The 26,786-nt window shown below is 59.3% G+C and carries 27 protein-coding genes, 5 tRNA genes and 1 pseudogene; 17 read left to right on the top strand and 16 right to left on the bottom strand.

Features of this window, described 5'->3' with window-relative positions:
- Nucleotides 1–21 precede the first annotated feature (21 nt).
- Together BM364_RS09275 and BM364_RS09270 are read right to left on the bottom strand one after the other, a co-directional pair.
- Complete coding sequence (locus BM364_RS09275; protein WP_092423541.1) at nucleotides 22–327, bottom strand: ETC complex I subunit; 306 nt, start codon at nucleotides 325–327, stop codon at nucleotides 22–24.
- Between the two features lie 26 nt (nucleotides 328–353).
- A tRNA-Pro gene (locus tag BM364_RS09270) sits at nucleotides 354–430 on the bottom strand.
- Nucleotides 431–532: 102 nt separating this feature from the next.
- Here BM364_RS09270 and BM364_RS09265 point away from each other — a divergent pair.
- Nucleotides 533–1,276 (top strand): phosphatase PAP2 family protein, encoded by a 744-nt coding sequence (locus tag BM364_RS09265; protein WP_092423539.1) that lies wholly within the window; start codon nucleotides 533–535, stop codon nucleotides 1,274–1,276.
- On the opposite strand, the gene metC is transcribed toward BM364_RS09265, so the two are convergent.
- Nucleotides 1,258–2,436: a cystathionine beta-lyase gene (gene metC, locus BM364_RS09260; protein ID WP_092423537.1), complete on the bottom strand. Its 1,179-nt coding sequence runs from the start codon at nucleotides 2,434–2,436 to the stop codon at nucleotides 1,258–1,260. The genes BM364_RS09265 and metC overlap by 19 nt on opposite strands.
- 226 nt (nucleotides 2,437–2,662) lie before the next feature.
- Here metC and BM364_RS09255 point away from each other — a divergent pair, with 226 nt between their 5' ends.
- The 5 genes from BM364_RS09255 (at nucleotide 2,663) to BM364_RS09235 (ending at nucleotide 8,041) form a co-directional block, all read left to right on the top strand.
- The gene (locus BM364_RS09255) at nucleotides 2,663–3,679 is read left to right on the top strand and encodes an amino acid ABC transporter substrate-binding protein (protein ID WP_092423535.1); all 1,017 of its coding nucleotides are present in this window, start codon (nucleotides 2,663–2,665) and stop codon (nucleotides 3,677–3,679) included.
- Between the two features lie 109 nt (nucleotides 3,680–3,788).
- Nucleotides 3,789–4,979, top strand: a complete 1,191-nt coding sequence (locus BM364_RS09250) for an amino acid ABC transporter permease (RefSeq protein ID WP_092423533.1) — start codon at nucleotides 3,789–3,791, stop codon at nucleotides 4,977–4,979.
- Nucleotides 4,980–4,988: 9 nt separating this feature from the next.
- On the top strand, nucleotides 4,989–6,116 hold the full coding sequence (locus BM364_RS09245; RefSeq protein WP_092423531.1) for an amino acid ABC transporter permease: 1,128 nt from the start codon (nucleotides 4,989–4,991) through the stop codon (nucleotides 6,114–6,116).
- A gap of 4 nt (nucleotides 6,117–6,120) precedes the next feature.
- Nucleotides 6,121–6,921, top strand: coding sequence for an amino acid ABC transporter ATP-binding protein (locus BM364_RS09240; protein ID WP_175528531.1), 801 nt, complete (start codon nucleotides 6,121–6,123; stop codon nucleotides 6,919–6,921).
- Nucleotides 6,922–7,030: 109 nt separating this feature from the next.
- Nucleotides 7,031–8,041 carry an amino acid ABC transporter substrate-binding protein gene (locus tag BM364_RS09235; protein WP_175528530.1) on the top strand — a complete coding sequence of 337 codons (1,011 nt, stop codon included), beginning with the start codon at nucleotides 7,031–7,033 and terminating at the stop codon, nucleotides 8,039–8,041.
- Between the two features lies 1 nt (nucleotide 8,042).
- Here BM364_RS09235 and cls read toward each other — a convergent pair whose 3' ends face one another.
- Nucleotides 8,043–9,494 (bottom strand): cardiolipin synthase, encoded by a 1,452-nt coding sequence (gene cls / locus BM364_RS09230; protein ID WP_244542812.1) that lies wholly within the window; start codon nucleotides 9,492–9,494, stop codon nucleotides 8,043–8,045.
- A 227-nt stretch (nucleotides 9,495–9,721) separates the two neighbouring features.
- Between cls and BM364_RS18815 the strand changes: the two are divergent.
- A pseudogene (locus BM364_RS18815) lies at nucleotides 9,722–9,898 on the top strand (glyoxalase superfamily protein); the annotation flags it as partial.
- A gap of 563 nt (nucleotides 9,899–10,461) precedes the next feature.
- Here the strand turns inward: BM364_RS18815 and BM364_RS09220 are convergent.
- From BM364_RS09220 to BM364_RS09190, 7 genes are all read right to left on the bottom strand, one after another.
- Complete coding sequence (locus BM364_RS09220) at nucleotides 10,462–11,511, bottom strand: cysteine synthase A (protein WP_092423525.1); 1,050 nt, start codon at nucleotides 11,509–11,511, stop codon at nucleotides 10,462–10,464.
- Between the two features lie 146 nt (nucleotides 11,512–11,657).
- Nucleotides 11,658–13,070, bottom strand: a complete 1,413-nt coding sequence (locus tag BM364_RS09215) for a cryptochrome/photolyase family protein (protein ID WP_244542811.1) — start codon at nucleotides 13,068–13,070, stop codon at nucleotides 11,658–11,660.
- A gap of 48 nt (nucleotides 13,071–13,118) precedes the next feature.
- On the bottom strand, nucleotides 13,119–13,583 hold the full coding sequence (locus tag BM364_RS09210) for an SRPBCC family protein (protein WP_092423522.1): 465 nt from the start codon (nucleotides 13,581–13,583) through the stop codon (nucleotides 13,119–13,121).
- Nucleotides 13,580–14,809, bottom strand: coding sequence for an MFS transporter (locus BM364_RS09205; protein ID WP_092423520.1), 1,230 nt, complete (start codon nucleotides 14,807–14,809; stop codon nucleotides 13,580–13,582). Before BM364_RS09205 ends, BM364_RS09210 begins: the two co-directional genes overlap by 4 nt.
- A gap of 196 nt (nucleotides 14,810–15,005) precedes the next feature.
- A tRNA-Asn gene (locus BM364_RS09200) sits at nucleotides 15,006–15,081 on the bottom strand.
- A gap of 122 nt (nucleotides 15,082–15,203) precedes the next feature.
- Nucleotides 15,204–15,806 carry a molybdenum cofactor guanylyltransferase gene (mobA, locus tag BM364_RS09195; RefSeq protein WP_092423519.1) on the bottom strand — a complete coding sequence of 201 codons (603 nt, stop codon included), beginning with the start codon at nucleotides 15,804–15,806 and terminating at the stop codon, nucleotides 15,204–15,206.
- Nucleotides 15,803–16,990 (bottom strand): benzoate/H(+) symporter BenE family transporter, encoded by a 1,188-nt coding sequence (locus tag BM364_RS09190; RefSeq protein ID WP_092423517.1) that lies wholly within the window; start codon nucleotides 16,988–16,990, stop codon nucleotides 15,803–15,805. Before BM364_RS09190 ends, mobA begins: the two co-directional genes overlap by 4 nt.
- 159 nt (nucleotides 16,991–17,149) lie before the next feature.
- Here BM364_RS09190 and BM364_RS09185 point away from each other — a divergent pair, with 159 nt between their 5' ends.
- Nucleotides 17,150–18,031: a polysaccharide deacetylase family protein gene (locus BM364_RS09185; RefSeq protein ID WP_092423515.1), complete on the top strand. Its 882-nt coding sequence runs from the start codon at nucleotides 17,150–17,152 to the stop codon at nucleotides 18,029–18,031.
- A gap of 4 nt (nucleotides 18,032–18,035) precedes the next feature.
- Here the strand turns inward: BM364_RS09185 and BM364_RS09180 are convergent, their stop codons facing one another.
- The 3 genes from BM364_RS09180 to BM364_RS09170 form a co-directional block, all read right to left on the bottom strand.
- A complete protein-coding gene (locus BM364_RS09180) occupies nucleotides 18,036–18,428 on the bottom strand; it encodes a hypothetical protein (protein ID WP_092423514.1) in 393 nt (130 codons plus the stop codon).
- Nucleotides 18,425–19,180, bottom strand: a complete 756-nt coding sequence (gene rlmB, locus BM364_RS09175; RefSeq protein ID WP_092423512.1) for a 23S rRNA (guanosine(2251)-2'-O)-methyltransferase RlmB — start codon at nucleotides 19,178–19,180, stop codon at nucleotides 18,425–18,427. Before rlmB ends, BM364_RS09180 begins: the two co-directional genes overlap by 4 nt.
- A gap of 43 nt (nucleotides 19,181–19,223) precedes the next feature.
- Nucleotides 19,224–19,297, bottom strand: a tRNA-Gly gene (locus BM364_RS09170).
- Between the two features lie 196 nt (nucleotides 19,298–19,493).
- Between BM364_RS09170 and BM364_RS09165 the strand changes: the two genes are divergently transcribed.
- From BM364_RS09165 to BM364_RS09155, 3 genes are all read left to right on the top strand, one after another.
- Nucleotides 19,494–19,578, top strand: a tRNA-Tyr gene (locus BM364_RS09165).
- A gap of 280 nt (nucleotides 19,579–19,858) precedes the next feature.
- The gene (locus BM364_RS09160; protein ID WP_092423510.1) at nucleotides 19,859–20,869 is read left to right on the top strand and encodes a DUF4214 domain-containing protein; all 1,011 of its coding nucleotides are present in this window, start codon (nucleotides 19,859–19,861) and stop codon (nucleotides 20,867–20,869) included.
- A 142-nt stretch (nucleotides 20,870–21,011) separates the two neighbouring features.
- Nucleotides 21,012–21,087, top strand: a tRNA-Trp gene (locus BM364_RS09155).
- 75 nt (nucleotides 21,088–21,162) lie between these two features.
- Here BM364_RS09155 and BM364_RS09150 read toward each other — a convergent pair.
- Entirely contained in the window at nucleotides 21,163–22,626 is a 1,464-nt protein-coding gene (locus BM364_RS09150; RefSeq protein WP_139232553.1) for a hypothetical protein, read from the bottom strand.
- 219 nt (nucleotides 22,627–22,845) lie between these two features.
- A complete protein-coding gene (locus BM364_RS09145; protein ID WP_092423506.1) occupies nucleotides 22,846–23,112 on the bottom strand; it encodes a hypothetical protein in 267 nt (88 codons plus the stop codon).
- A gap of 254 nt (nucleotides 23,113–23,366) precedes the next feature.
- Between BM364_RS09145 and secE the strand changes: the two genes are divergently transcribed.
- The 6 genes from secE to rplL all read left to right on the top strand — a co-directional run bounded on the left by secE (nucleotide 23,367) and on the right by rplL (nucleotide 26,759).
- Complete coding sequence (gene secE / locus BM364_RS09140) at nucleotides 23,367–23,561, top strand: preprotein translocase subunit SecE (protein WP_092423504.1); 195 nt, start codon at nucleotides 23,367–23,369, stop codon at nucleotides 23,559–23,561.
- Between the two features lie 36 nt (nucleotides 23,562–23,597).
- Entirely contained in the window at nucleotides 23,598–24,128 is a 531-nt protein-coding gene (gene nusG, locus BM364_RS09135) for a transcription termination/antitermination protein NusG (RefSeq protein WP_092423502.1), read from the top strand.
- Nucleotides 24,129–24,263: 135 nt separating this feature from the next.
- Nucleotides 24,264–24,692 carry a 50S ribosomal protein L11 gene (gene rplK / locus BM364_RS09130; RefSeq protein WP_092423500.1) on the top strand — a complete coding sequence of 143 codons (429 nt, stop codon included), beginning with the start codon at nucleotides 24,264–24,266 and terminating at the stop codon, nucleotides 24,690–24,692.
- A 5-nt stretch (nucleotides 24,693–24,697) separates the two neighbouring features.
- The gene (gene rplA, locus BM364_RS09125; protein WP_092423498.1) at nucleotides 24,698–25,390 is read left to right on the top strand and encodes a 50S ribosomal protein L1; all 693 of its coding nucleotides are present in this window, start codon (nucleotides 24,698–24,700) and stop codon (nucleotides 25,388–25,390) included.
- Nucleotides 25,391–25,808: 418 nt separating this feature from the next.
- The gene (rplJ, locus tag BM364_RS09120; RefSeq protein WP_092423496.1) at nucleotides 25,809–26,327 is read left to right on the top strand and encodes a 50S ribosomal protein L10; all 519 of its coding nucleotides are present in this window, start codon (nucleotides 25,809–25,811) and stop codon (nucleotides 26,325–26,327) included.
- A gap of 57 nt (nucleotides 26,328–26,384) precedes the next feature.
- Nucleotides 26,385–26,759: a 50S ribosomal protein L7/L12 gene (rplL, locus tag BM364_RS09115; protein ID WP_092423494.1), complete on the top strand. Its 375-nt coding sequence runs from the start codon at nucleotides 26,385–26,387 to the stop codon at nucleotides 26,757–26,759.
- Nucleotides 26,760–26,786 lie beyond the last annotated feature (27 nt).

Below are 26,786 nucleotides of genomic sequence, written 5' to 3'. Positions count from 1 at the left end.
TTCATCCGTGGAGTGACGCGTTCAATGCGTCCAGGGTGTCTTCCGGTCGGCCCGGAAATTGTCGGGATAGCTCACGCGCTTGGGCGTAGGCTCATGCGCCGGCTGCACCGTATATTCGATGCCATTGCGCTGCGCATAGGCTTCCGCTTCTTCCAGTGTGGGGAAGGAAAGTTTGACCTGCTGGCGCGTGTCGGTGCTGCTGGTATAGCCCATCAGCGGCTCGATGCGGCGGGCATTGGCCGGCTCGTGCACCAGAACCCACTGCTTTGACTTGCCCCGGCCAGACTGCATGGCGTTACGGGCAGGGCGGTAGATGCGGGCGGTCATGCAGGGTCCTCAACACGATGCGCAAATGGTCGGAGTACAAAGATTCGAACTTTGGACCCCCGGTTCCCAAAACCGGTGCTCTACCAGGCTGAGCTACACTCCGACGTTGCGCCTCTCCGTTAGCCTGTTCCGCGGCAAAGGGCAAGACCGCCAATGCGTCGATCCTGCTATTGACGTTGAAAGATCCTCCGACCACAAAGGCAGCATGAGTGACCTGACCAAACGCTGGCCATTTGGGCTCAATCGTCGAAACTGGCCAGATTATCTGGCCTTTTTCATCTTTGCGCTCTTCGTTCTGCTGTTTTTTGATGTCTACGCGTCGCGCAGCGCCACCGCCTGGGCTGTCGAGTGGCGCCAGCCATTCCAGTTCGTCACCCATTTTGGCCTCTCTGAATGGGTGCTTGTGCCCAGCGGGCTTGTCTTTCTCGTCAGCTTTCTTATGTTTCGATTCTGGGGAAAGACCTCGCATTGGCGGCGCGCGATTTTTGAACTGTCGCTGCTTTCCGGCTTCATTTTCGCGGCGGTCGCCGGAACAGGCCTGATCACGGCCTTTGCCAAGCGCATCCTGGGCCGGGGACGCCCGACGGTCTATGACGATTTCGGCGCGTTTGATTTCCAGTACATCTTCAATGACTGGACCTTTCAGAGCTTCCCATCGGGACATTCGACAACCGCGATGGCGACCGCGATCGTCGTCGGCTTTCTCGCTCCACGCTTCTTCCGCCTGTTCTTGATCATCGCACTGGTGACGGGCGTATCGCGCGTCGTCACGGGCGATCATTATCCCACCGACGTTCTTGCCGGCTTTGCCGTGGGCGCGCTGGGCACCTATGCCATTCGCAATCTCTTTGCCCGCCGGCGCTGGCTGTTCAGGCCAACGCCAGGGGGAAAGATCAGGTTTACCGGGGTCCCGGCCCTGCGGCGCCTGCTTCAGCGCGCTCTGGCATAGCGCTCGAGCGCTGCAGCCAGATCGGCCTTGATATCCTCCATGCCTTCAAATCCCACATGGACGCGGAAAAGATTGCCGCGCTCCTGCCGGGGCACGGCCGTCCGCGCTTTCGTGATGTTGACGGGCAGGCAAAGGCTCTCGTAGCCACCCCATGAATAGCCCATGGAGAAGATCTGCATGTGGTCCACAAAGGCGGCCACCGCATCTCTAGAAGCAGGCTTGAGCACGAAACCGAAAAGGCTTCCCGATCCGGTGAAATCCCGCTTCCACAGCGCATGATCGGGATGGCTCGGCAGTGCAGGGTGCAACACCTCCACCACTTCGCCTTGCCCACTCAGCCATTCGGCAAGCTCGAGCGCGCGCTTCTGGTGCTCGGCCATCCGAATGGCGAGCGTCTTCAATCCCCGCGCCACAAGATAAGCGTCGTCGCCTGAGGTGAAGAACCCCAGCAGCGTTCGGACCCGCTCGACGTTCTCCCACGCCGCCTCTGTTGTGGAGATCGTGCCGGCAAAAGCATCGGAGTGCCCCACGAACATCTTGGTTCCGGCATGGACGACAATGTCTGCGCCCAGGGCAAGCGGCTTGTGATAAAGGGGGCTCGCCCAGCTATTGTCCACGATCAGCCTTGCGCCATGCGCATGGGCCGCCTGTGCCAAAGCAGGGATGTCCTGGACTTCAAAGGTCAACGACCCCGGGCTTTCTGCGAGCACTGCCCGCGTATTGGGCAGCATCAAGTCCGCAATGCCCGCGCCGATTCGTGGATCGTAGTAGCGCGCCGAAATGCCCATCTGGCTCAAATAGCCATCGGCGAACTTGCGTCCCGGCTCATAGGCACTGTCGCTGATCAGGATGTCGTCGCCCGCTTTGAGACAGGCAAGCATGGCAATGGTGATCGCAGCCAACCCCGAGGGCACAAGCTTGGTTTTGTAGGCGCCTTCAAGCAGCGTCACCACCTCCTCGACCCCTTCGGTGGTTGGGTTGCCTGCGCGGCCATACAGAAATCGCTGCGACTGAGCCTCGAGATCGGCGAGCTTTTTGAACAGCACGGTCGAGCCGCGATAGACCGGTGTGTTGACAAAACCGAACTGGCTGTCGGGGTCGCGCCCTTCATGGGTCAGGATGGTCTCGACTGATATGCCGAGCTTGGATGAAGTACTCATTTGTGCACGATGCTCAAAATCAGGTCAGATTTACTATTTGGCTAAACAAGAGACAGAAGCGCTGTCCCAATCCACCTTCGACGCTTGACGTTTTCATCTTTAGGCGCTTGCATGCTTAACAGCATCGTAACCGCCATACAAAGGGCGGCGATGCGCCGGAGCGGCCCGACATGGAGAATAGGGCCTGGCTTCGGCACATGAGGGTCAGGAAACAAAAGGCAAAAAAATGCAAAAACAACTCGTAACGCTTGCAGCATCAGCGGTACTGAGTCTCTCGGCGGTTTCGGCACAGGCCGCAATCCTCGATGACGTGAAGGCAAAGGGGTATCTTCAGTGTGGTGTGACGGGGGGTGTGCCCGGGTTTTCTGCACCTGATTCGAACAATGTCTGGGCCGGGCTTGAGGTCGATTTTTGCCGCGCCATGGCCGCAGCCATCTTCAACGACGCCGATGCGGTGCGCTTCACCTCGCTGACAAGCCAGGAACGCTTCACAGCTTTGTCCGCAGGCGAAGTGGACGTCCTTTCGCGCACCACCACATGGACCATGAGCCGTGACACACAGCTGGGCATCAGCTTTGTTGGCACCATGTTCTATGATGGTCAGGGCTTCATGGTGCGCGTGGAAGACGGCATCGAGTCCGCCCTCGATCTGAGCGGCGCCGCCATTTGCATCGAATCCGGCACCACCACGGAGCTGAATGCAGCTGACTACTTCGCTGCCAATGGCATGGATTTCAACACCGTCGTGTTCGTCGACCAGGACGAAGTGGTCAAGGCCTATGAAGATGGCCGCTGCGACGTCTACACCACCGACTCTTCGGCCCTCGCTGCCGAGCGGTCCAAATTCGCCAATCCGGATGATCACGAGATCCTGCCCGAAATCATCTCCAAGGAGCCGCTTGGCCCGGTGGTGCGCGCTGGCGACACCCAGTGGTTCAACCTGGCACGCTGGACCTATTTCGCTCTGCTCGAAGCCGAAGAACTCGGCGTTAGCTCCGCCAATGTCGATGAGATGCTTGGCTCCGACAATCCGGCCATCAAGCGCCTCCTAGGCGTTGAAGGCGATTTTGGCACTCCCCTCGGTGTAACCAAGGATTGGGCCTACCAGATCGTCAAGACTGTCGGAAACTATGCTGAGATCTACAACAAGCATGTCGGTCCGGACACCCCGATTGGTCTTGAGCGCGGTCTTAACGCCCTCTGGAGAGACGGCGGCATCCAGTACTCCGCCCCGATCCGCTAACTGAACGAATAGACCCGGCGCCCCTCTGTGGGCGCCGAACTTTTTGTTCTGTCACTTCTGGTGCGCCTCGGCACACCGGCAGGTATGTTGCGGCCAAGGGACAGTCTTCATGACCACACAGGAAATGGGGCACCACTCTGCCCCAAGAATGAGTTTCTTAAACGATCCGGTGATCCGCGGGATCATCTACCAGGTAGTGGTCGCCGCCATCCTGGTCGGCTTTATCGCCTGGATCATCGGCAACACCGCCGCTAACCTTGCGGCCCAAAACAAGTCGACCGGCTTTGACTTTCTCTGGAGAACGGCCGGCTTCGACATCAGCTTCTCGCTGCTGCCATGGTCGCGCGGCTCCTATTATTGGGAAGCGTTTCTGGTCGGGCTGATCAACACACTGCTTGTCGCTGTGATCGGCATCGTCTTCGCAACGATCCTTGGCTTCACCATCGGCATCGCGCGTCTGAGCACCAACTTCATCATCTCCAGCCTCGCCACCGTCTATATCGAAGTGATCCGCAACATCCCTTTGTTGCTGCAGCTCTTTTTCTGGTATTTCGCCGTGCTCAAGGCGATGCCGGCGGTGCGAAACTCGATCGAGCTACCGTTCGAATCCTACATCAACCAGCGCGGCATCTTCGTGCCCAAACCGCTGCCGGACGAACAGTTCGGCTTTGTGTGGGTCGGTCTGCTGCTGGCGCTCGTGGCGATCTATTTCTTGCGCCGCTGGGCCAAGACACGCCTCGAAGCCACCGGTCAACGCTTTCCCGTCTTCCTGACATCGCTGGTTCTGCTTGTCGGCGTCACGGCTCTGGTCTGGTTCGTCTCCGGCGCCAGCGTCGCTTTCGATCCGCCGGTTCTTGAACGCTTCAATTTCCGTGGTGGGCTCGCCTTGCCGCCGGAGTTCGTAGCGCTGGCCTTCGGCCTGACCATTTATACGGCGGCCTTCATCGCCGAGACGGTGCGCGCCGGTGTGCTCGCGGTCAGCCATGGGCAAACCGAGGCTGCCCAGTCTCTGGGGCTTAAGGAGGGTGATCGTCTCCGCCTCGTCATCGTGCCTCAGGCCATGCGGGTCATCGTCCCACCGCTCACGAGCCAATATCTAAACCTGACCAAGAACTCGTCCCTGGGTGCCGCCATCGGCTATCCCGAACTGGTCAATGTGTTTGCTGGGACCTCACTGAACCAAACAGGTCGCGCGATCGAATGCATTGCCATCACCATGATGGTGTATCTCAGCTTTTCCCTGCTCACCTCGGCGATCATGAATTGGTACAATGCCCGGGTCCGGCTGGTTGAACGGTAGGAGCGCGCCATGACAGATATTGGTTTCGTCCGTTCCGAAATAGTTTCCGCCCGGCCCGCACCAAACCGCAGTAGCGGTGCGATTGCCTGGGTCAGAAAGAACCTGTTCTCGACGCCCCTCGACACGGCGCTGACGATCCTGGGCGTGGTGTTTCTCGCCTGGATCATCCCGCCGCTTTACGGCTTCTTTTTCGGCAATGCCGTCCCGCCGGGGGGCACCGTTGAGCAGTGCCGGCTTGAAAATGCCGGCGCCTGCTGGGCCTATATCGCTGCCGAGATGGAGTTCTTTATCTACGGCTTTTATCCGGCTCAGGAGTTCTGGCGGCCCAATCTCGTATTTGCGCTGGGCGCCTTGTTGCTTGCTCCGCTTCTGATCCCCAAGGTGCCATACAAGCGAACGAACGCTGTGCTGCTGTTCGTCGTCTATCCGGTGGTCAGCTACATCCTGCTCGCCGGCGGCCTGTTTGGCCTGCGCGTCGTGCCCACCGAACAATGGGGCGGGCTGCTCGTCACCCTGATCATCTCGGTGGTCGGTATCACCCTTTCATTTCCGATCGGCGTGGTGCTGGCACTCGGCCGTCAGTCGCAACTGCCGATCATCAAGACGGTCTGCGTCATGTTCATCGAGCTGATCCGGGCGGTGCCGCTGATCACCATCCTGTTCATGGCTTCGGTCATGCTGCCGCTCTTCATGCCGCAGGGCACGACCGTAGACAAATTCCTTCGCGCACTGGTCGGGGTAACTCTGTTCACATCCGCCTATGTGGCGGAGGTTGTGCGCGGTGGTCTACAGGCCATTCCACGAGGGCAGTACGAGGCGGCAGCCGCGCTCGGGCTCGGTTACTGGAAACGGATGGGGTTCATCATCCTCCCCCAGGCGCTCAAACACGTCATCCCGGGTATCGTGAACAACTTCATTGCTTTGTTCAAAGACACCTCGCTCGTTTACATCGTCGGCATGCGTGACCTGCTTGAAGCAGTAAAAACCAAGAACGACTCCGCCATCGAGTGGCAGTCGGCCAACACGGCGACCACCGGCTACATCTTCGCAGCAATGGTCTTCTGGGTCTTCTGCTTCGGCATGTCCCGCTACTCCATCTTCATGGAGCACCGTCTCAACACTGGCTACAAGAGGTAGCTCCATGTCTCAGGTTTCCGAAACCACCGTCGATCGCGATATCGACACTAGTCACATGCAGGTCAGCAAGACCGAGGTGGCCATCGACGTCGTCAACATGCACAAGTGGTATGGCGACTTCCACGTCCTGCGCGACATCAACCTGCGGGTGATGAAAGGCGAGCGCATCGTCATCGCCGGGCCCTCGGGTTCCGGCAAGTCGACGCTCATTCGCTGCATCAACCGGCTCGAAGAGCACCAGGAAGGCCAGATCATCGTCAACGGCACGGAACTGACTGCCGATCTCAAGCGCATCGACGAGGTGCGCCGGGAGGTGGGCATGGTGTTCCAGCACTTCAACCTTTTCCCCCATCTGACCATCCTCCAAAACCTGACTCTCGCTCCCATTTGGGTGCGCGGCATCCCGAAGGCTGAAGCCGAAGCGACCGCCATGCACTATCTTGAGCGCGTCAAGATCCCGGAACAGGCCAACAAGTTCCCCGGCCAGCTCTCGGGCGGCCAGCAGCAGCGTGTCGCCATCGCCCGTTCGCTTTGCATGCAGCCCGAGATCATGCTGTTCGACGAGCCGACTTCTGCACTGGATCCGGAGATGGTCAAGGAAGTGCTCGAAGTCATGATCAGCCTTGCCGAAGACGGCATGACCATGATCTGCGTCACCCACGAAATGGGCTTTGCCCGTCAGGTGGCGAACCGGGTGATCTTCATGGATCAGGGACAGATCATCGAGGAAAACGAGCCCGAAGCCTTCTTCTCCAATCCACAGCACGAACGCACAAAGCTCTTCCTCAGCCAGATCCTGCATTAGCCGATTAGCGCTGATATCCACGGGTCGAGCCAATCTGCGGCTTGACCCGTGGCCTTGGCCTGCCAAAATGCGGCTTCATCGAAGCAGGGCCGGCCAGTTGATCTCACGCATGAAGCCATTTTTGCTTGTTCTGGCGCTGGTCCTTCTTGGCCTTGTGGCGCCAGCCCAGGCACAAACACTTGATGCGATCCGTGCGCGGGGCTTTTTGGTCTGCGGATCGAGCAATCCGCTGGCCGGTTTCGCCCAGCAGGATGTGGAAGGCCGATGGCAGGGATTCGATGTCGATCTCTGCCGGGCGCTCGCCGCCGCCATTTTCGGCAATCCGGACCTGATCGAGTTTCGTTCCTTCCGTGGCGAAGCGCGCTTCGCTCCGCTTCAGACCGGGGCAGTCGATGTGCTGATGCGCAACGGCGCCTGGACCGCGGGCCGCGATCTGCGTTACGGCGCGCGCTATGTGACACCCAGCTTTTTCGATGGACAGGGCTTTCTCGTGCCCCAGTCGCTCAGCGTCGTCTCGGCCTATGAGTTGAACGATGTTCGCGTCTGCGTGGTGGATGGGGCCGGCGCCTTGCAGGCGCTCGACGAGTTCTTTTTTTCCAACCAGACCAGCTATACCGATGTCGTTTATGAGGATGTGGCGGACCTTCTTGTCGCCTATCGTGCCAATATGTGCGACGTCGTCTCCGCGTCCGGCCGCCAGCTCCAGGCAATGCGGCGGGAACTCGCCGACCCATCCCAGCACCGCATCCTGCCCGAGCGCATTTCCAAGGAAGCGATCGGTCCGGTCGTGCCGGGCGGCGACGATCAATGGTTCGAAATTGTGCGCTGGACCATCTTTGCGCTCATCGCAGCCGAGGAAGTCGGGGTAACGGGTCTCAATATTGATTCTCTCTCAGCCGCACGCTCTCCCGATGTGAGGCGTCTCCTCGGCATTGACGGGGATGTAGGCGCCTCGCTTGGTCTGCGGGCCAGCTTCATGACCGATGCCATCCGCGCCATCGGCAATTATGGCGAGCTTTTCGACCGCCATTTCGGCCCCCAGACAGGCGCCGCCATGGTACGGGGGCAAAACGCTCTCTGGGGCAATGGCGGGCTGCTATACGCACCTCCCATTCGCTGAGCTAGAGCACAGGCGACATGAGGCGTGCAGCCTGAGTCAGGAAGTAGAGCGTCACCGGCCGGGTCGAGACTTCGGCCACGCTGACCTGACGGCAGGCTTTGAAATCTTCCTCGAGCATCTCCTCCACCGCCTTGATCGCCTTCTCGTCGGTAAACCAGAGGGTGATCTCGAAATTGATGGCAAAGGAGCGATTGTCAAAATTGACGCTGCCGACCGTTGCGATCTCATTGTCCATCAGCACCACTTTCTGGTGCAGGAACCCGTCGGTATAGCGGTAAATCGAGATGTCGTGTTCGACCATGGCATCGGCATGCGCCATGCTGGCGAGCCAGACAATCAGGTGATCGGGATTGTCGGGCAGCATGATGCGCACATCGACACCACGCAGACGCGCGGCAAAAAGCGCAGTACGGATATCGGTGTCCGGCACGAAATAGGGGCTGACGATCCACAGGCGTTCTCGCGCCCGGCCGATAAGATCGACATAGGCGATCGCACATTCCTCGAGCTGGTCGGCGGGGCCGCTGCCCATCACCAGCACGGATTGGTCTCCAGGCGTTTCCAGCTCCGCAGGCGGGGTCGAGGGAAGACGTTCCCCGGTTGCCCATTCCCAGTCTTCCCTGAACAACAGGGCGCAGCCGAGCGCAGCAGGCCCCGACACACGCACATGCGTGTCGCGCCAATGACCGAACTTGGGGTTCTCGCCCAGATATTCGACACCCACATTGTGGCCACCGACCCAGGCATGCTTGCCATCCACCACTACGATCTTGCGGTGGTTGCGATAGTTGATCCGGGTTGGACCGTAAAAGCGCAGAAACTTGTGCTGCTGGTTGAAGCCAGCCACCTTGATCCCGGCATCTCGCATTTGGGTGCGGAAACGCTTGGGCATGCCGGTGCTGCCAATGTCATCATAGAGCAGGCGCACTTCCACGCCGGCCTTGGCCTTGGCGATCAAGCGCTCTGCCAGTTGCTGGCCCAACGCGTCATCCCGCACGATGTAGAATTGAACGAGAAGGTACTCTTCAGCCGCGTCGATCCCAGCGAAAATCGATTCGAACGTCGCATGTCCATCGATCAGCAGCTCGACCTCATTGCCTTTGAGAAACGGCAATTCCGAAACCTGCACCTGTACCGGCCATTTGGCGTCGGTTTCCCGATCGATCAGCGCCAGATCCTTGGCCCGGAGCGGACGATCCGCGCGGCCGTTTTTGATCCTGTCGGTGGCGTAGTCGTCGAAAAACTTCCACCCGAAGATCAGATAAAGGAAGACCGTGGGAAACGGCAGCAGCGCCAAGGACAATAGCCAGGCGATGGAGCCTTGCGAGGTGCGAGAGTTGAAAATCTCACGGACGGCACAAACAAAGGCCAAAAGGTAGATGGCTGCCATGATCGCCGCCACGATGTGCAAATCGGCGACTATGGCTCGTAAGATATCGTCTATGCCAAACACGCATTGTTCTCCTGATCGCCCACAATCTATCAGTCGGACACGGTTCGACAATCCGCGTTGACATGAACCGGCAAGACGCTAGCATCGCCTTGGGCTTGTGCAGCCTGCCGCTCGCATCCTCCGGGAAGGGTGAATGCACGACGCGAAAAATGGTTTGACCCACGGAGCGGGCAAATCGTCAGCAATGCGATCACTGATCTGTTGCGCCCGCCAGAGAGGATCAGACCATGCATACGTTCATGGACGCAAAACTCATGGCCAAACTGCTGCGGCAGGCACTGGCAGAGCGCGGCATCGATGTGTCGCATGCAGGATGTCTCGAGCTTGTCGCCCGGCAGTTCGGGTTGGCCAATTGGAACATCTTAAGCGCCAGGATCGAGGCGAATGCCCAGCCAGACAGTGTTCCTCGACACTGGACGCGGGCCGGCCGCTCGCTTGAAAAATACCGTACAGGCGTGGACCAGGCACAGTCAGCCGCATGGATCCAAAGCCAACCCCAAACGAACCAGCAGACGACAGAGTCCGACTTCTGCACCCTGATGCAAAGCTTCGGCGCCGCTTCGTATCGTGGCAAAAAGTTACGTTTGTCCGCCGAGCTGAAGTCGGTCGATGTAGCGGGCGGCCTGACAATCTGGCTTCGCGTCGACGGCCCGGCAGGATCGATCCGTTTTGAGAATCTGGAGAGTTTCAGTCAGGACGGTCCGATTTCATCCAACACGGATTGGGTCGGCAGAGAGATCGTTCTTGAAGTCCCCGAGGAGGCACTATCCGTTCACTACGGATTCTATCTCAAGGGACGAGGTAAGGGGCTGGCTCGCGCCATGGTGCTAGAGGAAGTCCCGTCGACGACACCCCTCAGCGCCGGCAAGGGGCGTCGACTCGATGGTCCTACCAATCTCCGTTTCGATCTCTGAAAGCAGATTTGGCGCGAGCCCCTTGACCAATCCTGCCAAGGGGCTCCCATCCGTCAGGCGGGCTCCGCCTCGATGATTCCGGAGATATCGATCTGGTGCTGGTTCGCCAGCCAGTTCGGCACCGGCAGGTTCTTCTCGCGCAGGAACTCCGGGTTGAAAATCTTGCTGGCATAGCGATTGCCGTAGTCGCACAGTACGGTCACGATGGTCTTGCCCGGCCCCAGATCGCGCGCCATTCGCACCGCCCCCGCGATGTTGATGGCGCTCGAGCCACCGAGGCAAAGGCCCTCGTGCTCCAGAAGATCAAAGATATAGGGCAGGGCCTCGGCGTCCGAGATCTGGTAAGGCAAGTCAACCCTGAGATCCTCAAGATTGGCCGTGATGCGGCCCTGGCCGATTCCCTCGGTGATCGAATTGCCCGACGATTTCAGTGCGCCATTGGCGTAATATTCGTAAAGCGCAGCGCCTTCCGGATCGGCTAGGCCGATCTTGACGTCGGGATTGCGTGCGCGCAGCGCTTCGGCGACGCCCGCCAGCGTTCCACCAGAGCCGACGGCGCAGATAAACCCATCGATGCGGCCATTGGTCTGCTGCCAGATTTCGGGACCCGTGGTCTCGATATGGGCGCGCTTGTTGGACACATTGTCAAACTGATTGGCCCAGACCGCACCCTCCGGCAACTCGCGATTGAGCTTTTCGGCGAGGCGCCCTGAAAGCTTGATGTAGTTGTTTGAATTTTTGTAAGGCTTGGCCGGCACTTCGATGAGCTGAGCGCCATAAAGGCGAAGCGCATCTTTCTTTTCCTGGCTCTGTGTCTCAGGGATCACGATCACCGACTTGAACCCGAGTGAATTGGCGACCAGGGTCAAGCCGATGCCTGTGTTTCCGGCCGTCCCTTCGACGATCGTGCCCCCCGGCTTGAGCGCGCCCGACTTGACGAGGTCGTGGATAATGAACAGCGCAGCGCGGTCCTTGACCGACTGGCCCGGATTGAGGAATTCCGCCTTACCCCAGATTTCGCAGCCCGTGAGTGCCGACACCCGGTTGAGGCGGATGAGCGGGGTGTTGCCGATGGCGGAAATAAGGTCTTCGTGCTTGGCCATGATCTTTTCGAGCTGTTGTTTGCTGGAAGGTAAGGTCCGCTTCTGTCACGAACAAGGTTGAAACGTCGGCTGCGGCACGACTTTTCGTCAGCAGGCATGTCACTGCAAGCTCCGCCCAAAAGACGGGCCGAACGCAGCTGGATTTTCTAGAGACTGCCTTGCCGTTCAAGCGCTCGTTCGCGCGACTGTTTGAGATCTGCGATGGGCAGCGGATAATCCTTGCCGAGCTCAATGCCTGCCTTCTTCAGCACGTCCTTGGGCGCATTGGCAGGGTCCTGGATGTGCTTGTCCGGCAGTTTCGCCAATTCTGGGACCCAGCGCCGGACATAGTCGCCGCCCTTGTCGAAGCGCGTCCCCTGGGTCACAGGGTTGAAGATACGGAAGTACGGGGCGGCGTCGAGCCCGCTGCCGGCGACCCACTGCCAGTTCGCCGGGTTGTTGGCGACGTCGCCGTCGCACAGGCAATCCCAGAACCATCGCTCCCCGATGCGCCAGTCGATCAGCAGGTTCTTGACCAGAAACGAGGCAGTCAACATCCGCACCCGATTCTGCATGAACCCGGTAGCCCATAACTCGCGCATACCGGCATCGACCATGGGGATTCCGGTGCGGCCCTCCTGCCAGGCAACAAGGCCCTGTTGGTCATGCTCCCATTTCATTCCCGCATACTTTTCCTGCATCGGGACGTTCGCGATGTCCTCGCGATGGTAAAGCTGATGGTAGTTGAAATCGCGCCAGGAGATTTCAGAGAGGAATTTCTCGCCCGCCTCATGCGATCCACGCTCGGCATGCATATGGGCCAATGTGGCGTGCCAGACCTGGCGAGGCGAGATTTCGCCATGCCGGAGATGCGGCGATAGCCGCGACGTTGCCTCTTCAGCCGGGAAGTCGCGCCCTTGCGGATAATCATCGAGAAGAGAATCGAGAAAAGTCTCGAGCGCTTTGTGCGCGCCGGCCTCTCCGATTACCCATATCCCGTCGAACTTCTTGGCCCAGAAAGGTCGCTGGTAGTCGCCATCCACCTTTTTGGATTTGATCGGCGATGCGAGCTTGTCCGGCGCAGGCAGCGGCTGGTCGATATGCATTTGGCGCAGGTTTTTGCGGAAGGGCGTAAAGACCGAATAGGGCTTCCCCTGGCCGGTCGCGACGGTCCAGGGCTCGGCAAGCACATTGCCCATGTGTGACGCCACGGCAAAACCACGCTGCTGCAGGTCGTCCTTGATGGCGCTGTCGAGGGCGCGTTCGCCCGGTGCGTAGCGGCGGTTCCAATGGATCGCTTGCACACCTTCTTCCGAGATCATCTGGTCGATCACGGTGCCAGCCTTTCCCTCGCGAACAACAAGGGGGATGCCGATTGCGCCAAGCGCTTCCGAGAGGTGTTCGAGGCTCTGGTTCAGCCACCAGCGCGCCGCGGCACCGGGCTGACGCACGTCTTCGTCGGTTTCGTGGATAAAGAGCGCCACGACTCGCATGCCCGAATCGCAGGCAGCGGCCAAGGCGGGATTATCGGCCAGGCGCAGGTCGTTGCGCAGCCAAACGAGGCAGGTGGGTCGGTCCAAGGCGTAGCTCCGTGCTTTGTGTTACTACGCCTTAGAGGGGACTGTGGTTCAGTCCAGAACTTCTTCCATGACCTCGGCGAGTTGCTCGAGCGCCGAACTCCAGGCTTCCATCGAAAAGATCCGCGTCTGGGGATCGGTATGAGGCAAGCCGCGCTCGACCAGCGTGATCTCGGTATTGTCGTCGTCGAGGGCGCGGAAGCTAATATCGAGAACGAAGATCAGCTCTTCGTCGCTCTCCGCGTCGCGGTGCACCCACGACATGACCAGCTTTTCGTCCTCGACATAGTCGAGAATCTCGCCCGTTACTTCGTGGTCGGCCTCTTCGTCCTCTTCGGCATAGGTGACATAGCGATATTCGCCGCCCTTGACGGGCTCGAACTCGGCTTCGTCCACCTGCCATTGCTCGATCAGAGCAGGGTCCGTCCAGGCAGAAAAGACGTCACTCACATTGGCGCCGATCTTGCGAGTGAGCGTGATCTGGCTCTCGTTGTCGATGTCTGTTTCCGAGCTCATGCGCGCTTCTCCTTCAGTTCGGGATGGAGTTCTGCCGTGCGGGGCAGGAAAATGGTCAAAATACCCAGAACCGGCAAGAACGCGCAGATCTGGAACACTTCGATGATGCCGATCTCGTCAGCAAGGGCGCCCATGCCCGCGGCTCCCAGAGCGCCAATGCCGAACGCGAAGCCGAAGACGAAGCCGGCGATCATGCCAACTTTGCCCGGAACCAGCTCCTGAGCATAGACAACCATCGCCGAAAACGCGGAAGACAGGATCAGCCCGGTCAGGATGCTCATGGCTGCTGTGCCGTAGAGATCGAGATAGGGCATGGCCAGGGTAAAAGGCAGGGAGCCTAGGATCGAAACCCAGATCACCGCAAGCCGCCCATAGCGGTCGCCGATCGGGCCGCCGATAAACGTGCCTGCCGCCACAGCTCCAAGAAACAGGAAGAGGTAGATCTGGGCCTCTTCCGCCGATAGGGCGAATTTTTCCATGAGAAAGAAGGCGTAGTAGCTTTTGAGGCCCTCGATATAGATGAACTTGCTGAGCAGAAGGGCGCCGATCACCACAAATGCGAGAATCAGCCGATTGCGGGAAAGAGCCGGCTTGCGAATGGCGACAGCGGGGCGTGATGCCGCCTGACGCTGATGCTCGACGAACCAGCGTCCGACATGGGTCAGCACCAGAATACCCAGGAGTCCCAGCACCAGGAACCACATTGTCGTCGACTGTCCCAGCGGCAGGAGAATAAGCGCCGCTGCGAGCGGCCCGAGTGCCGTACCGAGATTGCCGCCAACCTGAAACAGCGATTGCGCAAAGCCGAGTCGTCCGCCCGATGCCATGCGCGAAACGCGAGACGCCTCGGGGTGAAAAAGCGCCGAACCGGTGCCCATGACGACGGCAGCCAGGAACAGCCAGAAGAAACTGTTGGCGAGCGCCAGACCGAGTATGCCGACGGTCACGATGATCAGCGACAGCGCAAGGCTGTAAGGGTGCGGCTTGAGATCTCCGCGCAGGCCGAAGATCGGCTGCAGGAAACAGGCAGTGATCTGCTGGCCCAGGGTCAGCAGGCCGATCTGGAGATAGCTGAGACCATAGGTGTCCTTGAGCAACGGATAAAGCGCTGGCAGGAGGAATTGCAGCAGGTCGTTGAGAAGATGCGCGCCGCTGACGGCAAGAATGATGCTCAAGGCTGTTTGCTGGCCGGCCGATGGCGCGGCAGTGCGGGTCTCTGTGCTCATGTCGGACAATCCAGAAAGGAAGCCTCTCCCTACGCCTCTGCCGGCAGGGCGGCAACCGTCTCAATCGCTGGATGCGCAAAAAATGTGCAGCGTGAGAGCGTAATGGGTGAACGCGAGACCATCTCCAAACAACTTCGGCGCCGAACGAGAAACGTTCAGCGCAACTCAAGCGGAGAATGTCAGGGGGAAATCCGAATGGCTCCGCGAGTAGGACTCGAACCTACGACCCAGCGATTAACAGTCGCTTGCTCTACCAACTGAGCTATCGCGGAACACTTCGGTGTTGCCTTCGCGTTGAAGGCGAGGTCCGTGTACCCAAACTGATTTGGTTTGCCAAGCCCCTCGGTGAAATGCCTGTGAATAAATCTGTCACAAGGTCCAAAGCGCAAGGCATTCACGCAGATACGGCGCGACGGTGTAGCGCCAGCAGTTCGGCAAGGGTGTTGGCGCCGGCGAATGGATTGGCCGCAGATTCGTCCTTCCAATCGATCCTTTCGGCCCCAGCGAGGGTCAAGGCTGCCCTCGGCCCAGCAGATTGTGGCAGGGCAGCCAATGCATCATCCAAACTGGCCAGCCTCCAGGCGCAGTGCGTCGGATAGAAATCGTCGCCCCATGCCGCAAAGGCTGCGCCGCAGATTTCAGCCGCGCCGGCGAGTCTCGATACATAATTGCTCGGCAGAAACGGTGTGTCGGCCGCAGCAGAAACGAGGATGTCATCGGGCGCGGCGGCCGTGATCAGAAAATCCTTTGCCGCAGCCAGCCCCCCCAGGGGGCCCGCGGCAAAGGCTTGCCTGTCGGGCACAGCGACTGCTGGCGGGGGCAGGGGGCAATCGGTGCGCTGGCCTGTGGCAACCACGATCATCGGCTCTACCCCGGCAAGGCCGCGTGCAACGCGATCAATCATTCGTTCGCCACTCACCCGCAATTCGCCCTTGCGCACGCCACCAAGGCGAGACGCCTCCCCGCCCGCAAGAATCATCCCGAAGATCCGGCTCATGATTTCGGCGGACGCAGAAGGAACAGGAGGGCGATGCCGCCAACCAGACCCCAAAAGGGCGCGCCGACTCCGGCAATGGTTATTCCCGATGCCGTTGCCACAAAGGTCAGGATGGCGGGAAGGCGAGTGTCTTCCTCGGCAAGCGCGGCCGACAAAGCCGAAGCGAGACTGGAGAGAAGCGCAAGACCCGCGACCGCCTGGATCAGGATCGGCGGCGAAGCGGCAATGAACGCTGCAGCCAGGCTCGCCGCGAGCCCGAGAAGAAGGTAAGTCGCACCGGCCGCAATGGGCGCAGGCCAGCGTTTGCCCGGGTCGGGATGAGCCTCCGGCCCTGCGCAGATAGCCGCCGTGATGGCCGCAAGGTTGGTCGTTTGCCCGCCGAAGAAGGCGGTTACGGCGCTGCTGATCCCTGTCGTGATAAAGAGCGGCGGGGCGGAAAGGGCATAGCCATTGGCCCTCATCACGGCGATGCCAGGCAGATTTTGCGATGCCATGGTGACGATATAAAGGGGCAAGCCGATCCGCACCACCGCGTCCCAGGTGAATACCGGCACGACGGGAACAAGAATGGGCCAAGTGCCATCGAGCGCTCCTTGTGGCAGGTGTGTCGTGAATGCAAGCACGAGCCCGGTTGCGACCACTGCGATCGGCACGGCATAGCGCCTCGCGAATCGCAGACCCAGCATCCAGGCGAGCAGAATCGGCGCAACAAGCATGGGCACTTCGGCAAGTGCGCTAACGGGGGCAAGGCAAAGCGTGAGCAACATGCCGGCCAGCATGGCATTGGCGATGGCAGCTGGAATGGCGGCAATGACGCGTGCCAAGGGCCGGAAGAGACCAGTCAGGACGATCAGCGCGGCGCAGACCAGAAACGCGCCCGCGACAGCCGGAAAACCGCCAACCGGCTCTCCCACCGTGAGCAGAAAAGCCACACCAGGCGTCGTCCAGGCAAAGCTGACCGGCTTTCTCGAGCGCCAGGACACAGCGACGTTGAGAACAGCCAGCGCCAGACAGACGGAAAAGAGGCCGGAACCCGCCTGTTGAGGGGAGGCGCCGGCGGCAGTCAATGCCGCGAGCACCAAGGTAAACGTGCTTGCATAGCCGACAACGGCAGCGAGCGCTCCCGCCATAATGGGCTGAACAAGATCCCGGCGGCCGGTTTTTGTTTCCGCACTGACCTCCATGCCTGCCTCTCTGCTATTGTGTTGCAGCGTCAGCTTTATTGTAGCGCATCAGTATTCGTAAGCCATCGACAGGTAATATCTCCTTAAAGTTTCACGAGGAGAAAATTAACCATAATCGCAAATTGTCGGCGCAGTTTCTCCTGCCGTCGAGTGTGCGTCGTGTCGCCCTGCCGTTTGCTGTTTGGTTTGCTGGTTCTGGGCGTCATCATGGGTGGTTGCGCCAAACCCGTTGATCCCTCTGCGCGCCTCAGTGCAACGCCGGCAGTCGACCAGGTCCGCACCGCATCCATCGCTGCGAAACCCGCCGTTCTGGTCACCCAGCCCATGCCCTCCGAAATTTTTGCTCCCCGCGATATCGCCGGGCGTACGCTATCAGTTGGAACGACCGCAGACATCGTGCTCAAGCGGGGCGAAGTGGTGCTGACATTCGACGATGGACCGCGCCCGGGCAAGACCACCGCCATTCTCGACACCCTGGCCGAGTATGGGGTCAAGGCTACATTTCTGATGCTCGGTTCGGCGGCCGAGGCCAATCCGCGGCTCGCTCAATCCGTTGCCAGAGCCGGCCATACGGTTGGCAGTCACACCTATGGACATGTGGATCTTGCGGATCTCACCCGGCAGGAAGCAATCGCCGAAATCGCACGAGGCGAAGACGCGGTATCCGCGGCGCTTGCCGGTGGTGGGCAGGTGCTGTCGCCTTTCTTTCGCTTTCCCTATTTGTCGCAGACCGGATTTCTGCGTACCGGCCTTTTGCAGAGCGGCGCCGTGATTCTGGACGTCGACATCGACAGCAAGGATTACTATCGCGAAACACCGCAGCAGGTGGTCGACCGCACGCTGGCGCGGCTCGACATGCGCGGCAGCGGCGTCATCCTGTTCCACGATATCCACCAGCGCACGGTCGACATGCTGCCGGCGTTTCTCGATGCACTGGCCAAACGCGGATATAGCGTGGTGCGGCTCGTGCCGCGGGACAATTCCGTGTTCGGCCGTGATCTAATCACCGCTGGGATGCGGGATACACCGTCAGCCCTCTGAGAGCTCAGTCGTCCTCATCTTCCTCGACATCGGTGAGATAGACCGAGAATTCGATATCGACACCATGGTGGGCGATTGCCGCTGCAGCATGGGCCGGCAGTCGCGCCGACATGGCCTCGCCCTCAGCGGGATAATCGAAAGCAATGTCGAGTACGGCGCGGCCCAGCCGTCGATCGCCCAGCATTGCCGCAATGGTCGGGCCAGATCGATCGGCCAGTTCGAGGATCGCCCGAACCGCGTTGCCGACAGGCACTTCGACCTGGCCATAAAAGCTGCCATCGGCGTCTTCGGGCTCGTAACGCACCAGCAACTGCTTGAGCGCGGTCTCGGCCTCGTTCTGCGGCACAGTTAGCCCCGAAAGGCGCAAAGCGATGGCAAAGGGCGAGAAGCTGCTCATGATGCCCGCCCTGCCGTGGCCGCAAACAGCGCAATGGCTGCGGCATTGGACACGTTGAGCGATTTGATCGGCCCCGGCATGTCGAGCCGGACCATTTCGTCGCATAGCTCGCGGGTGCGCAGGCGCAGGCCCTTGCCTTCCGCACCCAGCACGACGGCCATGGGCTTGTCCTCTGTGCGCGGGCGCAATGGGGCAGGGGCCTCGGAATCAAAGCCAAGAACCGTCAGGCCACGCTCCTTCAGAGTTTCAATTGCATCGCCCAGATTACGCACCTCGATCATCGGCACGAGGTCGAGCGCTCCCGAGGCCGACTTTGCCATGACGCCGGTTTCGCGCGGAGAATGTCGCGCTGTGGTGATTACCGCATCGGCGCCAAAGGCACAGGCAGTGCGCAAGATCGCGCCCACATTGTGCGGATCGGTCAGTTGATCGAGCACCACGACGAGCCGGAGATTGGCAATGTCCTTGAGGCCAAAGCGGCCCACCGGATCGACCTCGAGGGCAAGGCCCTGGTGCACCGCTTCGCCACCGAGGATGCGATCGAGCTCCTTGGGCGTGGTTTCGGTGACGCTAACCTTGCCGATATCGCCCAACTCCTTGAGCCGGTTCAGCGCGTTTGGCGTTGCCAGAAGCGTTTTCTTTATGCGCTGCGGATTGTCGAGCGCCGCACGCACGGTATGCAGGCCATAAAGATAGACCGGCCCCTTATCGGGATCGTATTTCGGCTTGGGGGGGAACTTGTTTCGGCTCATGACGGGTGCCTATTGGCTTTTAGCGGCCTCGGCAAGCGGAGCTTGGAGCGGGTAGCGGGAATCGAACCCGCGTATTCAGCTTGGAAGGCTGCTGCTCTACCATTGAGCTATACCCGCATGTGACCCGAAGGCCGGCAATGGCTTATCGCGAAGATCGGCTCTCATGCAAGAGGCAGGCGAACCGCTCCGGAAATTTTTCCACCACCGCACGATTTCTTTTCCACACCCCGCGGGAAGGAGTTGACACTCTTGCGGCAGGACACCATAAACCGCCCACGAAACGCAGCGCGGTTCGCTTCTCACCCGAGAATGTGGAGGGGTGGGAGAGTGGTTAAATCCATCAGACTGTAAATCTGACGCCTTAGGCTACACTGGTTCGAATCCAGTCCCCTCCACCACCGGCCCCAGCAAGGGCCCTTTCCCCCTCAGTGATACAAATGCCGCCGCATGCGCAGGGCCGCTCGGCGCAGCATCGCGTTCCATGCGGGAACTTTGATCCTGCCACCTCCGTTCAGCTTCGGTTCAGGGCTGAAGGGGCATCGTGATTCCGGCATCGAACGAGGCGATCTGCGCTGAAGATCTCAGCTCCAGGCTCTTCTCGTGCCGGCGTTTCCATAGGCTGCCTTCAGCGCGCCCTATTCGTCCCTTGTCCTTGAGCTCTCGCAAAGGAGCGTCCAATTGGCCCGCATCACCGCCTCATCCTCTTTCAACAATGTCGACCCAAGTTCGCATTACGGCTATATCAGCCGAGCGACCGACAATCAGTATGTGGTCTACGATAATACCGGCACCGGCGCCTATGGTGGGTATGGGCTCGGTTATGACGGCGTGCTCAACGTTACGCGTGGGACTTTCACGAGCTACAGTGACTATCGCGCGAATGGTTCTCTCGCTGGCACGGTTGACGGGTTTGCGATTTCGGCATCCCAGGCCCAGTTCTACGCAAGCCGTAATGATATGGCTGGATTCTACCGTGATATCATGCGCGGAAACGACACGATCTACGGCTCGCCCTATGACGATCGTCTCGCCGGATACGATGGCAACGACATCATCTATGGCGGTGGCGGGAACGACTATATCGATGGTGGCGCCGGTAACGACATCATCTATGTCGGCCGCGGCACGGCTTATGTCACCGGTGGTCCCGGCTTTGACTATGTCGTCCTTCCTGGGGCGGGTGGCTCCTACGGAAAATCGGCGGTTCCTGAAGGCTGGCAATTTTCGAGTTCGTTCAACGGCGTCACCGCGCGTTTGAACAGCGTTGAACGCGTGCAGTTCGACGATGGCGTGCTCGCCTTCGACACTGCAGGAAATGCAGGGCAGATGTACCGGCTCTACCAGGCGACTTACGGTCGTGAACCTGATCCGGAAGGACTGGGTTACTGGATCGAACGTATGGATGCCGGTGTTTCCCTGACGGCCATTGCCGACAGCTTTGTGTATGGTGCTCCCGAGTTTGCGCAGCGATACGGCAATCCCTATACGGTCAGCAACGCCACCTATGTTGACCTGCTCTACATCAATACGCTCGGCCGCGGCTACGATATTAATGGCTTTAACTACTGGGTCAACAAGCTCAATACGAACCAGACAAATCGCTCGGATCTTCTGGCGTTCTTCTCTGAGAGCGACGAGAACAAGGCTCAGGTCGCAGGTGAGATCTATGACGGTATCTGGTACACCTGATCTCTAAGCACATATTTTCTTCACCCGCCGCCGATAGCGGCGGGTGTTGTTTTCTGAAGTGGCCAGCGTCACCTTTTGTGTGTGATGTCGCATGCACCCACTTGCACAAGGTGCTCTTTGCCATTAGACAGACCTCGCCTGAAGGGGTTTAGCTCAGTTGGTAGAGCATCGGTCTCCAAAACCGAGGGTCGTGGGTTCGAGTCCCCCAGCCCCTGCCAGGCGATTTTCCGACATCATCCGTTTTGCCTGACACCAGCGTTTGGATCGCTGGATAGCCTAGTCAGTTCCAGCCGTCACCGAGAGGGAGCGACTATCGAGGATGTGTCGTAGATCCAGGCGTCGCTGCTGCCACATCTGATGATCGTGTGCGGTTGAGCGAATTGGGCGAGATGCTCAGGCGCCAACTTATCCGTCAGCACAAAGTTCGGCTGGAAGGAACCGCCATCAATGCGCTCTCCTCGCCATCGATTGCTGAAGTTTGTATTTCCGCCATGGCCGACCTGAGCAAGGTGAACGACGTCATCAGTCAAAAAAATGAGAGGCTTGGCAAAATCGTGATCGGCATAGCCGTCCGTTAGACTATGCGCCTCAAGGCACGTGATCAGTTCGTTGTAAGGTCGTACTCTGAACGTCTCAAAAAGGCTTGGCGCCAGCGGCACTGCAAGGATAGCGATCAGCGCTGGAGCCCATCTCGAAAGTCGCTCGAGACGGGGGGCAGTAGTTGGACGAGCGATAACTCGCACCAGCAGCACGGGCACCAAGTAGACAAGCGCTATGACGTAGCGAAGTTTAGAAGCATGGTCGATGACGCCGAACACCACTGGGAGTGAGATGACAGAGAGGGTCGCCAGCCCAAGGATCATATCTTGCGCCACATGGGGTGCTATTCTCCCGCTCATCTTCAAACTGACACATGAGACGACAAGAAGTGCAACGGACAGCGGGAGGGCAGTTGCGTACAGTACCATGGTTAAGTCGAGAAGTGTCACTCCCTCTACCACGGCCTCTCCTATGAACCTGGCGGCGGTCAGGCTATCTACAGTGAAGAGTTCCGACGCATGACTTGGAAAGGGCTTAATCCGTTCCAGAATGAAAACTGCACCATGGATGGCGGCGATGCATAGAGGCGCCAGCAAGGGAGCCACTTTTCTGCTGAGGGTCGCCACTATGATGGCCGTCGCAAGAAGTGGAGCGGTGAACCAGGGGAAATACAGCGGATCGGAATAAATCGCAGCCCCGCCGATGATCGAGATGGCCACGGCGTAGCGCCCAGGTCTGCGCCCGCCGAAGATACCTCTTGCAAGAATGATGCTGGCCATAACGCACAGTGTAGCACCCGTATGAATGTAGACGGATGCTCCGTACTCCAACAGCCACACTATCACGCGGCTAGCCGTCGTCCTTAAAGCAATCAGCATGAGCGCGTAGACAGCTATTGCTTGGGGAAGCGTCAAGGCCAGGTATTGGTTGATCAGCATGCCGCCGGTCAAAGCAAGGCCCGTCGTCAACAAAATCGAGCTGACTAACGCGGCTGCGTGACTGTCGAGCGGTAACAGGGCCGTTAACGCGAAAAGCCAATCAGGGAAGGCGTAAAGCGCTGCAGAATTGCTCCATTGGAAGAGATTTCCACCGTGGGCCAGATCACGGACGATCAGGTGCGGATGAATGAAATCAGCATCGAAAAGCCTTGTCGGGAAGGGGCCCCACTGCGCTAGCAAGGCGAAGTAGACTGCGCCACAGAGCAACGCCATAAACACCGCAGCTGGCCATGATCTTAGAGAGTGCAAATAATTGCCTCGAGAGAGTTGGGACTGGGTCGGACATGGGTCGGCAGTTGCTGACTAGCTGTGCGATCATCATATTTCGGGAGCTAAAGGCAAGCGCCATTCTGGATCGAATTGCCAAGCGGCGCTCTTAAGGGAAGCGCTTGGCTCGAGACTGCTGAGCGTGCTGATCTTGGCAACGATCGAAGAAACTTACTCCGCCGCGGCGGGTAGGCGCTGTTCGTGCCGAGCTTTGAGTTTGTTCAGCTGGCGGGCGGCATGGGCGAGCAGAGCGTGGCGGATGGCTTCGGAATGGGCCTGCCCGATGTCTGACCTGACCTTGAGGTCCAATGTGTAGTCGGTGCGGGTGCCCAGGAAATCCTCGCCGATGCGCACGCGGACGACGCCGGTAATCCGGCCCTTTATGGCCTTGTGCGGACCGAAATGCATGAGCTGGCACGACTTGATGTCAAACGACATTGAAAAGCCCCCCGCGGCCGTGCCTCCGTTTGGCCGCAATTCGATCCAAATCCAATGCGAGCCGGCGCGCAAGCGCTATCCACAAGTTTTTGCAACTATGATTTACGGATGTTGCACAAATGCGCGTGCTCCGCGGCGTCGCTAGCGCAATTGTCGGTTGCAATTGCCCATCAGATTGAATAGATACCCGCAATCCGGCCGTGCGGGAGTCCTGCGCGGCCTTTGGTTTTGCACCAAGACAACCGGAGTCGACTATGGCCCGTACCAACCCGATCACCTTCCTGCAGCAGGTTCGCTCGGAAGTTTCCAAGGTTACCTGGCCGGGCCGGAACGAGGTTGTCATCTCGACCATCATGGTGCTGGTCCTGGTGATCTTCGCGAGCTTGTTTTTTCTGCTCGCCGATCAGGTCATCTCGTGGCTGGTGTCATTGATGCTTTCGATCCGCTAAGCGGATCCGGCGACTAACGGGGAGCGGCGAGGCGGCATGGCCAAGCGCTGGTACATTGTTCAGGCGTACTCGAACTTCGAGCGCAAGGTAGCGGACGCGATCAAGGAAAAGGTCGCCCAAACCAAGCTCGAACATCTGTTCGACGACGTCATCGTGCCGACCGAGAAGGTCGTGGAAGTCCGTCGCGGCCGCAAGGTCGATACGGAACGCAAGTTCTTCCCCGGCTATGTGCTGGTGAAGATGGATCTGACCGATCAGACATTCCATCTGATCAAGAATACGCCGAAGGTGACCGGCTTCCTGGGTGCTGATAACAAGCCCATGCCGATCTCCGAGAAGGAAGCTATGTCGATTCTGCAGCAGGTGCAGGAAGGCGTCGAGCATCCCAAGCCGTCCATCAGCTTCGAGGTTGGTGAAAGCGTTCGCGTTTCCGATGGTCCCTTCGCCAGCTTCAGCGGCGTCGTGGAAGAGGTTGACGAAGAGCGCTCCCGCCTCAAGGTGGAAGTTTCGATTTTCGGGCGCCCCACTCCGGTGGAGCTCGAATATGGTCAGGTCGAAAAGGTCTGATACTCTAGAATTCCGGCGCTAGCCGGTATTCAGGCTGCGCAAGCGGCCTAAATCCGTGGAAGGGGATGGCGCTTTGCCGGCGTCAGGAAACCGCACCACGGCTCACATGCCTTCGGGCAAGCCAGAGGATAGAACATGGCAAAGAAAATCACCGGCTACGTCAAGCTGCAGGTTCCTGCAGGCTCGGCTACTCCGTCGCCCCCGATCGGCCCGGCTCTGGGTCAGCGTGGCCTAAACATCATGGAATTCTGCAAGGCCTTCAATGCGGCCACGCAGGAAATGGAAAAGGGTTCGCCCATTCCAGTCGTGATCACCGCTTATGCCGACAAGAGCTTCACCTTCGAGATGAAGCAGCCGCCGGTCACCTACTTCATCAAGAAGGCTGTCAATCTCAAGTCCGGCTCCAAGCTTCCGGGCAAGGAATCGGCTGGCACCATCACCGTGGCTCAGCTGCGTGAGATTGCCGAAAAGAAGATGAAGGATCTCAACGCTGACGACGTCGACGCTGCTGTGTCGATGATCGCAGGTTCCGCCCGTTCCATGGGCATTCAGGTCGAGGGCTGATCGATATGGCAAAGATTGCAAAGAAGGTCGCCAAGGCCCGCGAAGGTCTTGATCGCACCAAGCTCTATGGTCTTGAAGAAGCACTGAAGCTGGTCAAGTCCAAGGCTTCTGCGAAGTTCGATGAAACCATCGAGATCGCGATGAACCTGGGCGTCGATCCCCGTCACGCCGACCAGATGGTCCGTGGTGTGGTCAGCCTGCCCAACGGCACCGGCAAGACCGTTCGCGTCGCCGTGTTCGCTCGTGGCGCCAAGGCTGACGAGGCCAAGGCTGCCGGTGCAGATATCGTCGGTGCCGAAGACCTGCTCGAAACCATCCAGGGCGGCAAGATCGACTTCGATCGTTGCATCGCGACCCCGGACATGATGCCGCTCGTCGGCCGTCTCGGTAAGATCCTCGGGCCGCGCAACCTGATGCCGAACCCCAAGGTCGGCACCGTGACCATGGACGTCAAGGGCGCTGTCGGCGCTGCCAAGGGCGGCGCTGTCGAGTATCGCGTTGAAAAGGCCGGCATCATCCACGCTGGCGTTGGCAAGGTCTCGTTCTCGGAAGAAGCGCTTCTGCAGAACATCAAGGCTTTCACCGATGCTGTCGTGAAGTCCAAGCCAGCAGGCGCCAAGGGCACCTATGTCAAGAAGGTTGCCGTCTCTTCAACCATGGGCCCTGGCGTCCATGTCGAGCCGGGTACGGCTCTCTAAGAACTGGCACCCAGCCGCCGTCATTGCCCGGCTTGTCCGGGCAATCCATCTCTGCGGATGCATGGTCCACCCGGACAAGCCGGGTGGTGACGGAGAACGAGGAATGGTATCGCCTTTCCTCGATGAAAATTCCGGGCGGTTTCGGCCGCCCGGTGTCGCCTCTCGATAAGAGGGGCAAAAGTCCTGTCCGAGACTGCCGGTCGGCTGCAAGGCCATTAATTCCCGTCCGGGAGCCAGCAATAGACGGGGTGAGACACCGAAATCTCGGTTTCGGTTCGAACCTAGACCAGCGCCCTCGGGATGCTTGGTCGGCAGGCACCTAACCGTTGCTCTCCGAACCCAAGGGGGAGGGGGCAGCAATTGGCAATGGTCCCTGCATGCCCTCGGGCATACCGGGCCTAGTCTAGTGGAGACTAGCATGGAAAAAGCGGAAAAGCGCGAAGTCGTCGCCTCGCTCCAGGAAGCCCTCGCCGGCGCTGGATCGATCGTCGTCGCGCAGAACGTTGGTCTTTCCGTTGCTGCGTTCACTGATCTGCGCGTGCAGGTCAAGAAGGCAGGCGGCAAGGTCAAAGTCGCCAAGAACCGCCTTGCCAAGCTCGCTCTTAAGGAAACCGATGTCGCGGACATCTCGGGCCTGTTCTCTGGTCCGACCGTGATTGCCTATGCGGATGATCCCATCGTTGCGCCCAAGATCGCAGCGGCTTTCGCCGACAAGAATCAGAAGTTTGTGATTCTCGGCGGTGCAATGGGTGCCACCGCGCTTGACGTCGAAGGCGTCAAGACCCTGGCAACTCTGCCCTCGCTCGACGAACTGCGCGCCAAGCTCGCAGGTCTGGTCAAGCAGCCGGCAACCAACATCGCTTCCATTCTCGTGCAGCCGGGTGCGGGCATTGCTCGCGTCCTCAAGGCTCACGCCGAAAAGAGCGAAGCGGCATAAGCCGTTCCGACCAAACAAACCTGTTCGAACTGAAACACAATCTGAAAAGAGTATAAAATGGCTGATCTCGCCAAGCTCGTTGATGACCTCTCTGCCCTGACCGTTCTGGAAGCTTCCGAACTGTCCAAGATGCTGGAAGAAAAGTGGGGCGTTTCTGCCGCCGCTCCGGTTGCTGTTGCTGCTGCTGGTGGCGCTGCCCCGGCTGCTGCTGCTGAAGAAAAGACTGAATTCGACGTGATCCTCGCCTCCTTCGGCGACAACAAGATCAACGTCATCAAGGAAGTCCGTGCCATCACCGGTCTCGGCCTCGGCGAAGCCAAGGCTCTCGTTGAAGGCGCTCCGAAGGCCATCAAGGAAGGCGCTTCCAAGGCTGAAGCTGAAGACATGAAGAAGAAGCTGGAAGACGCTGGCGCCAAGGTCGAACTCAAGTAAGTTCGCTTTAGCACTTGAATTATGCGG

It is taken from the genome of Devosia crocina (assembly GCF_900116545.1).
Taxonomy (GTDB): domain Bacteria; phylum Pseudomonadota; class Alphaproteobacteria; order Rhizobiales; family Devosiaceae; genus Devosia; species Devosia crocina.
This window is presented reverse-complemented; position numbering and strand designations above follow the sequence as displayed.